This is a genomic window from Mucilaginibacter mallensis, from assembly GCF_900105165.1.
GTDB classification, from domain to species: domain Bacteria; phylum Bacteroidota; class Bacteroidia; order Sphingobacteriales; family Sphingobacteriaceae; genus Mucilaginibacter; species Mucilaginibacter mallensis.
Genome location: NZ_LT629740.1, coordinates 3,714,842 through 3,725,817, shown reverse-complemented (window position 1 = coordinate 3,725,817; position 10,976 = coordinate 3,714,842). Strand labels below are relative to the sequence as shown.

Here is a 10,976-nt window from a genome sequence, read left to right as displayed (position 1 = left end):
TGTGCAGCTTAAAATTCTGTTTGACAAACGTTTGCGTAATCTCGAAGCCTCCTTTGTCTTGCTTTTGCTATGCTTTACAACTAATTTCCATTATTCAAAAAATCAAAAAATAGCGCTAACTAAAACTAAAGACAACTAACATTAAAACTAAAATGTATGATTAAAATTTACACTCAACTTGGATTAGATTTTAAGGGATCAATCTTTCCAATTAAGTGCATGCCAAAAGGGGCGTTCTTCAGAAAGATCTGCTGCTACCTGCTTTTACTTTTACCGACGGTAGCAAGTGCACAAAAAATAATATCCGGTAATGTAAAAGATAATAAGGGCATACCGGTGATTGCCGCCACCGTATCTGAGAAAGGCGCGACAAACTCAACCGCTACTGATATGAACGGTAAATTTAAAATTACCCTGAAAAACAGTTCAGGAGTTTTGGTCGTATCATCGGTAGGTTACAAAACACAAGAGGTACCGGTTGGCAGCAAAAGCGACATATCAGTTGTTTTGCTGGATGACTTGAACCAACTGAACGAGGTAGTGGTTGTAGGTTATGGTTCGGTTAAAAAGTCGGACCTTACGGGCTCTGTAAGCACCATAAAAAGTAGTGAACTGACTTTAGGCGGTACGGTTTCAAACGTAGGTCAGGCCATACAGGGTAAAGCTGCCGGTGTAACCGTTCAGCAAACAAGTTTTGCACCGGGCGCGGGCATACAGATCACTATACGTGGTGGTAACTCCATTAATGCCAGTAACGAGCCTTTATATGTAATAGATGGTTTTATTTCTGATTACGGCAACAAGATCAACCCTAATGACATTGCCGACATCGAAATATTAAAGGATGCTTCGGCAACAGCCATATACGGTTCGCGTGGTGCCAACGGTGTTATATTGATCACTACAAAGAAGGGAACTGCAGGCCAGGTATCTATTGATGCTGATGTATCTAATGGCTGGCAATATAATACCTATAAGCCGAAATTATTAACAGGCCAGCAATATACCGATATCCAAAATGCTACAGCTATTGAAGACGGCAAATCAGCGCCATATGGCCCGAGTTTCGTGCCGGCTAATACCAATTGGCTGCAAGCTGCCACACAAACTGCTAAAGTTGATAACAGAAGCCTTAGTGTAAGCAGTAACACTAAAGATTCTAAACTTTATGCATCGGTAAATTATCTTAACCAGGTTGGTGTATTAAAAAATACTGGTTTTCAACAATATTCAGCGAGGATAGGTGCCGAGAAAACATTAAATGATAATATAAAGTTGGGCGCTAACTTTTACGGTGCAAGCTCAACTTCCAGTATACAATCATATTCGGGCGATATTACTGCACCTATATTTGCTTTATTGGTTGCACCGCCTAATGTGCCAATTTATAAGGCCGATGGCACCTACAATATATTCTATAACCCGCAAACAGGTGGTAATGGTAACCCGCTGTATAGCTTGCTGGCATTAACCAACACCACAGAAAATAAGTTAGGTAATGGTAACGTATATCTTGATTATAATATATTAAAAAATCTTACTTTTCACGTAAGTGCAGGTGCTGAGTACAACCAAACAAATGCGGGCCAGTATCAACCCAATAATATTGCATTGGGCCTTACAAATCCGGGTATAGCTGCTGATCAATGGTATTCTACCTTTAGATGGCTGGTTGAAAACTATTTTACTTATAAATTCAACGTTGGTAAAGCAAACGCCTTTACCGTGTTGTTAGGTAACTCTAATCAAAAGGATGTTGACGAGGGCTTGAGCGGAGGCTCTCAGGGTTATTCGAACAACTCGTTCCTGTATTATAACTTAGTGGCAGGTTCAGTAACAAACGCGTCTAACAGCTACAGAACACAAACAACAGGTACTGACTATTTTACAAGGGTAAATTACGCCTATAATGATAAGCTGTTAGCTACCTTTACTTTAAGGGATGATGGGTCATCAAGGTTTGGCGCTAATTACAGGCATGGTATTTTTCCATCAGGCGCTGTAGCTTATAAACTTGGAGATGAAGACTTTATTAAGGACTTACATACTTTTTCTGATCTGAAAGTAAGAATAGGCTATGGTGTAACAGGTAATGACCGTATTCCTGCTCCTAATATTTATTTAAGTACATACAGCGCATGGAACACCGTGCTTGCTCCGGGTGGCCCACTACAAATTGGTATTGAACCGGCTTCGTTAGCTAATCCGAATTTAAGGTGGGAAAGTACAGCCCAGTTTGATGCAGGCCTTGATATGGGCTTCTTTGGCGGGCGTGTAAATGCTACGTTAGATGTTTACAGGAAAACGACTTCTAACTTATTGTCAAACGTAACTGTTGGACAGTGGTGGGGTTTTAGTACTGAGCTTATCAATGCCGGTTCTATACGTAACCAGGGAATTGAATTAGGGATAAATACAACTAATATAAGATCCGCCGGATTTTCCTGGACCTCAACCTTTAACGCTTCTTACAATAAACAAAAAGTTTTGTCATTTGCCCCTGGGGTTAATTCAATAACCAGCACTACTGCCAATCCAAGCGGAACGGTTTCGGGCCAGCAGTTTACAAACTTAGTGGTAGGGGGTGAGTTAGGTGAAATTTACGGTTACAAATATATAGGTGTGCTTAAAACCGGCCAGAAATATGCACCGGAGCCAAATGCAAAACCAGGCGATCCATTATATGCTGATCTTAACGGAGATGGCGTTATAAGCCCTGCCGACAGAACTAATTTAGGTAATACTAACCCGCATTACACAGCAGCTTTAGGTAATAACTTTAATTACAAAGGTTTTTCTTTAGGTATTTTCTTCCAGGGTGCATTTTCTTATGATCTGTATAACATGAACGAATTGGTATTGGAATCAACAACAGGCGCAGCCGCATTAAACAGGTTTGTACCGGGTGTAAACGAAAATACCAATATACCGCGCGAAGGTTACTTTTTAAGCCAGTATGGCAGTTACGTTAACTCAAAATTTGTTGAGAACGCATCTTATGTTCGCTTAAAAACAGCTTCGTTTAGCTACACTATTCCATCTGCTGTGTTTGAAAAAACGCCATTCGTTAGAGGACTTACTGTATATGCAGAAGGACAAAACCTTTTAACCTTTACCGGTTATAAGGGTACTGACCCAGAAGAAAATGTTCACCAGGGCCAGGCGATCAATGGAGCTGGTGGTTACAGTGGTAGTAATGTGTCCGGTGGTTTGGATTTTGGCGGTTTCCCGGCATTCCGCACCTACATCATTGGTATAAAACTTTCTGTTCATTAATAAATAATAAAGTTTCTATCTATAACGGATCGACATAAATTTTAAAAGAAATGAAAAAATATATTTTATTACTCATCCCGGTGATTATACTGCAGTTCTCCTGCAATAAGAACCTCGACCCCAAAGTGACTAGCAGCCTTACCAGTGTGAATGCTTTTACCACTGAGTCTGACGCTATTGCAGCGGTAAACGCTGTTTATGCCCGTTTAAAAGGGCCATCAGTAGGCGATAATTTTGATTATTGGACTGTAAGGCACTTCGCTTTAACTGACCTGCCAACGGATGTGGGCCATTGCAGCTATGGCGGTGACCCTGGTCAGCTTTCATTAGCTACCTGGAACTCCGCAAATGGTTTGCTTGCCGAAGATTGGAGACAGATATATAAGCTGATATCAAATGCCAATAGCGCCATTTACAATATTACACCAATGACATCAATTTCGGATGTTCAAAAAGCCCAGTTTTTGGCAGAAGCAAAATTTTTGCGTGCCGTGGCTTATATGGACCTAACTGATGCCTGGGGGCCTGTGATTTTGGCAACAGAAAAGGACCTTGCTAACCCCAATTATTTAAGTCAGCCGCCGGTTACTTCAGTTGCTGATATTGAAACATTGTTGATATCAGATTTAACAAGTGCCGCTGCTGTACTGCCGGTTAATTATGTTAATAACCCAATTTATAGTACTAATGATGTGGGCCGTGCTACCAAGGGTGCAGCCATGACATTATTGATGAGGCTGTATCTGCGCCAGCATCAATGGCAAAAAGCGGCTGATATGGCACAAGCTGTAATAAGCTCAGGAACATATTCATTATACCCTTCATATCAGGGCTTATTTTTAGAGGCTAATAAATGGTGTTCTGAAAATATATTCTCGGTATTAAGTGATGCTAACGTAAACGGAACTGAATTAATGAACCACTTTGGGCCGTTGGTACACCCGGTTATAACAAACAGGTGGCAATATTACGCGGCAAGCTGGCCTTTTTATCACAGTTTTGCCGATAATGATGATCGTAAAAAAGAGTTCTTCCCTAAATATAAAGGAACTGACAAGCTGATACACGAAGAAGCGCCAACGCTAGGCGCTACACCACCTGCCGGCGTATTGTATATGCCTGATGTTGCGACTTCAAAATACGCCGATTCAACCGGTTCAATAAATAATTACTATGATGGGCACAGTGTAGACATTTTGCGTTATGCTGATGTGTTAATGAGCAGGGCAGAAGCTTTGAACGAACTAAACGGCCCTACTTCTGAAGCTATAGGGTTAATAAACCAGGTTAGGCAACGTTCACATGCCACACCGCTTGTTTTAGGTAACTATACACAAACATCTTTAAGGTTAGCAATTTTACAAGAGCGGGGATGGGAGTTCTTCTATGAAGGAAAAAGAAGGGCCGATCTGTTACGTATGGGCCAGTATGATGTGATTGTAAATGCCTATCTTAAAGCTATAGGGCAAACAAATACAATAAGTTTACCTAAAGATCAATACTTTTCTTATCCGCTTAACCAGGTTCAGATCGATCCGAACCTGAGTAATGCAGGAAGGGAACAATAAAACAGGTTTATACCTGTAATATCAAGAATATATTATGCAATAAAACGCATAATATATTCTTGATTATTATTTAGCTATGTGCGTAAATTGCCAAATGAAGAAAAATATTTTTGGATATATAATCCCGCTCCTCCTCACCATTATCTTTTCGGGATGCTTTAACAGCGGTGGAAATATTATAAAGGAAATACATATCGGTTTACACAACAATAATCAACTAAAGATTCAAATAGATGTGTTAACTGATGAACCGGTTGATGCCTATGCTGAATATTGGACAGGGAACGATAGTACAAATACTATGCGATCCACCACGGTGAAAAATGCAACGCAGCACTCACTTGTACTTTGCAATATATCCCCTAAAACAAATTACGCTTATCGCATTATTACTATTGATAATGGGGTTAAAAAAGTAAGTAAAACTTACACATTTAAATCACACGACCTCCCGCTGTGGTTGCAGGAACAATTTAAAGCCATTAATACTTTCCCTAAATTAATACCACAGCAATTTAAGGATGGATTAATACTGCTCAATAAAAATTATGCACCCGGTACTGCTTTTTTGGTTGATTATAAAGGGCAGCTCAGATGGTATCACACCGTTGATGGTATGGCCTATAAGGTTGTGCATTATACAAAAGATAAAACTATACTTGCCCTGTTGGGCACAAATGATGACCCTACCAGTTATGGCAGGCAGATACTGGAAGTGAATTTACTGGGCGATACCATCCTGAATTTGAAAAAAGGTCAGGGGGATTTTACGCAGATCATTCACCACGAAATTTTAAAGAACGATAAAGGCCAATTAGTGACCCTTAGCGTTGATAAGAAAATTATGGACCTGAGCTCCGTTGGTGGTAGCAAACAGGATACCGTTAACAGCGATGGCATTATTGTATTTGACAGCCACGCAAAAAAGATTTGGAAATGGAGCGTTTTTGATGCCGTCGACCCGCTTAAAGACCCCAATATCCTTAAAACAAAAAAAGACTGGACACATGCCAACAGCCTGAATTATGATACCGATGGTAATTACCTCATCTCATTTTTCAATACCGGCCAAATATGGAAAGTCGACTCAAAAACTGGTAAAGTAATATGGAAATTTGGCAAAGGCGGCACCGTTGCCATGCCTGCCGAATGTGATTTTACCCAGGCGCATGCCGTCCACATTAACCAGGATGGTAACCTGATGTTTTTTGATAATGGCGTTAAAAAGCAGCAGTCGGGCGTATTTGCCATGAAACTGAACGAAGCCAAACAAACCTCAACTATAGATTTTCACATACAGCTACCCAAAGAAGTATTTAATGGCCGGATGGGTAGCGCTTACATGATAAACGATACCTCATTATTGGTTTGCTGTTCAAAACGCCACATATTGGTTTTGGCTGATAAAAAAGGCATATTGTTATGGACGATGGAAATGGCCATGCCGAGCTACCGGGCTGAGTTTGTGAGAATAGATCAGCTTGCACCATATTTAAAACCTTAAACAAGAATTATTAATACCCTGGTTTTTAACAAAAAACATAAGTACCTACTAAATTATTTTTATGAAAAAAGTATTGTTCGCTCTTACTCTTCTTTTATCAGGTATCAGCGCTTATTCCCAAAGTATTCCCTACACCAATTGCGAAAAGTGCTGGCTGCCGGATACATTAGGTAATCACAGGGTTGTATTAACATTTAGCGGCTCCGGTAAAATAGCAAAAGCTATTATCCCGTGGCGGAGAAGAGATAATGACCCCGAAAATAAACGCATCATTATCCAGGATGGAGCAACATCACAAAAAATAACCAACGTAAAAACCGGTAACATTAATCGCGAAACCGGTGAGATCTATTTTGAGCCAACATCAGGCAAGGGCACTTACTATGTGTACTATCTGCCATCAAAAAATGAGGGACGTTCCAACTATCCTAAAGGTGTTTATTTAAAGCCGGAAATAACAGCCAGTACTGATTGGTTGAGTGCTTTAAGTTCAGCAACTGCAATTCCATTGGCTAATGTAAAGGAGTTTCAATCAATTGATGGTTTCAATACTTTTTACCCGATGGAAGTTATCGCTACAAAAGCTGAAACGGATCAGCTATTGAGCAAACATACAGGTGAAGATTTTCTGGTTTTCCCTGAAGATAGGATCTATTCCATCCGCATGACAGATGACCTACCGCAGCGCTGGATTGAGCGTGGCCCGCAATCTCATTTTGACGGGGAAGCCGCGCGCAATGAGAATTTCGCATTTCAATTAGGGTTATACGCTTTGCGTGATCTGCAAAATGTAAAGGTGAGTTTCACTAATCTTACTGCTGCAGGCGGTAAAGTTATTGCGGCCAACAAACTGTTTTGTATCAACAATAATGGTGTTAGCTACAGTGGTGTGCCATTCAGCAAAACAGTGGATGTGACCAAAGGCAAAATTCAGGCTTTATGGTGCGGGATTGATGTGCCTGAAGATGCAGCGCCTGCAACTTATACAGGTAAGGCAATCATCAGCATAAATGGAAAAACTGCTAAGGAGATTACCATATCCCTGAAAGTTAACAGTCAGCTGTTAAAAGATGGTGGTGTAAACGAGCCATGGAAAATGACCCGCTTACGTTGGTTAAATTCAACTATGGCGCAGGATAATACAGTAATTGCACCGTATACACCGTTAGTAGTAAAAGGTAATGAGATCAGTTTATTAGGTAGAAAAGTAACCGTTAATAAAGATGGTTTCCCGAGCCAGATCCAAACGTTCTATACCCCGGAAATGACGGAGTATTCCAAAACGCCAAATAACCTGTTGACTGAGGCCATTCATTTCCACTTTGTTAAACCTGATGGTAAAAACATGGTGCTGAAAAGCAAAGGCGTGCAATTCACCAAAACAGAGCCGGGCACTGTACAATGGGCAGCCACTAGCAGTAACGATACCCTGAAAATGGAAGTAACAGCATCGCTTGAGTTTGATGGTTTTATTGCCTACACCGTAAAAGTTGAAGCATTGAAAGATGCTGATCTGAAAGATATTGACATGCATATCCCTTTTAAAAAGGATGTAGCTAAATACCTGATGGGACTGGGCCAAAAAGGTGGCTACCGCCCGGATAACTTTGAGTGGAAATGGGATGTGGCGCACAAAAATCAGGATGGTGCATGGATAGGTACCGTAAATGCCGGTTTACAATATTCACTGCGTGATGAAAAATATGTAAGGCCGCTGAATACAAACTTCTATCTGCAAAAACCATTGTTATTGCCAACCTCATGGGCTAATGATAACAAAGGCGGTATAACCGTAGCTGAAAAAGGTGAGGCCATATTAGCCAATAACTACAGCGGCGAAAGGCAAATGAAAAAAGGCGATGTGCTGTATTATAACTTCAACTTGCTGATCACACCGTTCCATACAATTAATACCGATTTTCAATGGGACAATAGATTCTATCACGCATACAAACCTATCGATACGATTAAAGCAGCAGGTGCAACCATCATCAATATACACCACGCTACGGCAATCAATCCATTCATCAACTATCCGTTCATCGCCTGGAAAAAAATGCAGGCTTATATTGACAGCGCGCATGATGCTGGTTTGAAGGTGAAGATATATAACACTATCCGTGAGTTATCTGATCATGCTTATGAAACTTTTGCAATGCGCAGTCTGGGTCATGAGATCTATTCGCCGGGTAAAGGTGGCGGCTTTAGCTGGTTACAGGAACATTTAGGCAACGATTATATAGCTGCCTGGTTTGTACCTGAATTAAAGGATGCAGCCATCATTAACAGCGGCCAGAACCGCTGGCACAACTACTACGTGGAAGGCATGAATTGGCTTACGCAAAATGTAGGTATTGATGGTATTTACCTGGATGATGTGGCATTTGACCGTGTTACTATGAAACGTGTTAAGCGTGTATTGACCAAAGACGGTCACCCGGGAATTATCGACCTGCACTCAGCCAACCAATATGATAAGGCTGATGGTTTTAATAACAGCGCCAATTTATACATGGAGCACTTCCCGTACCTGAACCGTTTATGGTTTGGTGAATACTTCGATTACGAGCATAACACGCCTGATTTCTTCCTGACTGAAGTAAGCGGGATCCCGTTTGGTTTAATGGGTGAGATGCTGCAAGGTGGTGGCAATGCCTGGAGAGGTATGGTATACGGCATGACTAACCGCTTGCCATGGAGCGATGGCGCAGACCCTCGCCCGATATGGAAAGTTTGGGATAGCTTTGGCATGAAGGGCACAAAAATGATAGGCTATTGGGTAGATACCAACCCGGTTAAAACTGATAATGATAAAGTATTAGCAACGGTTTACAAAAAGAACGGTGCGGTACTGGTTTCAATTGCAAGCTGGGCTGATGCGGATACTACTATCCAGTTAAAGATTGATTGGAAACAGTTAGGCATCGATCCGTCAAAAGCGACTATTACCGCGCCAGAGATTGATAAATTCCAGACTGCACGCAGCTTTAAATTAGATGAAAAGATCCCGGTTGAGAGGGCTAAAGGCTGGTTGCTGATTATTAAATAATATAAAATACAAGATCAAAGCTTTTCATTATGAAAAAACAATGGTTTATCACCTTTTTTATATGCTCGGCAATAGGTAACGTTTATGCTCAGGATAAAAAGGATGCTATAACGCCTGCTAATATTATCATCACACCTGAAAAACCGCTGTCGGCTAAGGATACTGTATTTCGTGCCCAGGTTGCAGCGTGGTGCGATGCCCAATTAAAAATTGAAGATTACAAGAAAATAAAGGCGCACCCTTCGGCTGATAATTTTCCGGGTAAAGTAAAGGACGGTTATGTTTTTACAAACCGCGTGGTGAAAATAAAACACCAAAAAATAAGGGATAAGCTGGTACCTATTGCTTCAAAATTAGATTACTCCGACCAATGGGCCAACATTATGTACAGTACCGGGCTTTATGCCGTGCCGGGGCAATATGTTGAAATAACTATTCCGGCCAGTTTAAAAGATAAGGGCGTGGTAGTACAAATAGGTTGCCACTCGGACAGGCTTAATGAATGGGTAGCGGCTAAAGAAAATTGGCGAAGGATACCAATTATTGTAAAAACCCAGGAATTGAAGAAGGTAACTACCAGGGTGGCTTCTCCTTTCGGCGGGCTTATCTATATAACTGCTTCGCCACGCTCGGCTGATTGGGAGCAGGACATAACCATCAAACATGCCGTAGCGGCTCCGCTTTATAAATTAGATGAAACAACACAGCAAGAATGGGAAGCACAGCTTAAAAATAATAAAGCCCCATGGGGAGAGCTGGCATCGGATAATATTATATTGACTATTCCTGATTCCGTATTACAGAAAGTACAGCATCCTGACCAAGTGATGAAATTATGGGACCTTATTCTTGAAGGTGAAATGGACCTGGCGCAAATTCCGCAACCATTTTACAGGGCAGAACGCCTGGTTATTGATGAACATATCGGGGGCGGTTTTATGCATAGCGGGTATCCTATTATGGTGCATCACTCGCCCGTAAAACATATGCTTTCCGAAGATATCATAGCCAATCCTGAGCTGCTTATGCAACCGAGCAAGGGTGGGGCCAACTGGGGCTTTTTTCATGAAATTGGGCATGATATGCAAAATATGGATTGGGTATTTGGCGGTACTACAGAGGTGAGCAATAATCTGTTTTCGATCTATATGTTCGACCGTTTGATGGGTGGGCGCGATAATGCACACGGCAATATTGCTAATGCCTATACCCAAAAAGCTATGAAAAAATATTTCAACGATGGCGTCAGTTATGAAAAATGGCAGAAGGATCCGTTCTTAGGATTGATCACTTTCCGACAGCTGCAGGAAGGTTTTGGATGGGAAGCATTTAAAAGCTTTTTTCGCGAGTACCAATCAATGGCAGCTAAAGATACTACCGGCAGTTATGCCAATACCGAACAGAAGAAACTGGATCTGTGGGTAACCACATTTTCAAAAGTAACGGGAAGAAACATCGCTCCATTTTTTGAAGCATGGGGGCTTCCTGTTAGCCCAGAAGCAAAAAAACAAGTAGGTGGCCTTGAAAAATGGATGCCTTATAATTTTCCGCCAGTAAATTAATTGAACTGCTAAAATAC

At 41.2% G+C, this 10,976-nt stretch carries 5 protein-coding genes; all 5 read left to right on the top strand.

Annotated elements, in window-relative coordinates; genetic code table 11:
* Positions 1 to 219 precede the first annotated feature (219 nt).
* The 5 genes from BLU33_RS15080 to BLU33_RS15060 all read left to right on the top strand — a co-directional run bounded on the left by BLU33_RS15080 (position 220) and on the right by BLU33_RS15060 (position 10,959).
* Positions 220 to 3,276, top strand: coding sequence for a SusC/RagA family TonB-linked outer membrane protein (locus BLU33_RS15080; RefSeq protein ID WP_197684507.1), 3,057 nt, complete (start codon positions 220 to 222; stop codon positions 3,274 to 3,276).
* Positions 3,277 to 3,326: 50 nt separating this feature from the next.
* Positions 3,327 to 4,844, top strand: coding sequence for a RagB/SusD family nutrient uptake outer membrane protein (locus BLU33_RS15075; RefSeq protein WP_091374595.1), 1,518 nt, complete (start codon positions 3,327 to 3,329; stop codon positions 4,842 to 4,844).
* Positions 4,845 to 4,938: 94 nt separating this feature from the next.
* The gene (locus tag BLU33_RS15070; protein ID WP_091374590.1) at positions 4,939 to 6,348 is read left to right on the top strand and encodes an aryl-sulfate sulfotransferase; all 1,410 of its coding nucleotides are present in this window, start codon (positions 4,939 to 4,941) and stop codon (positions 6,346 to 6,348) included.
* Positions 6,349 to 6,409: 61 nt separating this feature from the next.
* On the top strand, positions 6,410 to 9,397 hold the full coding sequence (locus BLU33_RS15065; RefSeq protein ID WP_091374588.1) for a glycoside hydrolase domain-containing protein: 2,988 nt from the start codon (positions 6,410 to 6,412) through the stop codon (positions 9,395 to 9,397).
* Between the two features lie 29 nt (positions 9,398 to 9,426).
* Entirely contained in the window at positions 9,427 to 10,959 is a 1,533-nt protein-coding gene (locus tag BLU33_RS15060; protein WP_091374585.1) for a M60 family metallopeptidase, read from the top strand.
* Positions 10,960 to 10,976: the final 17 nt, after the last annotated feature.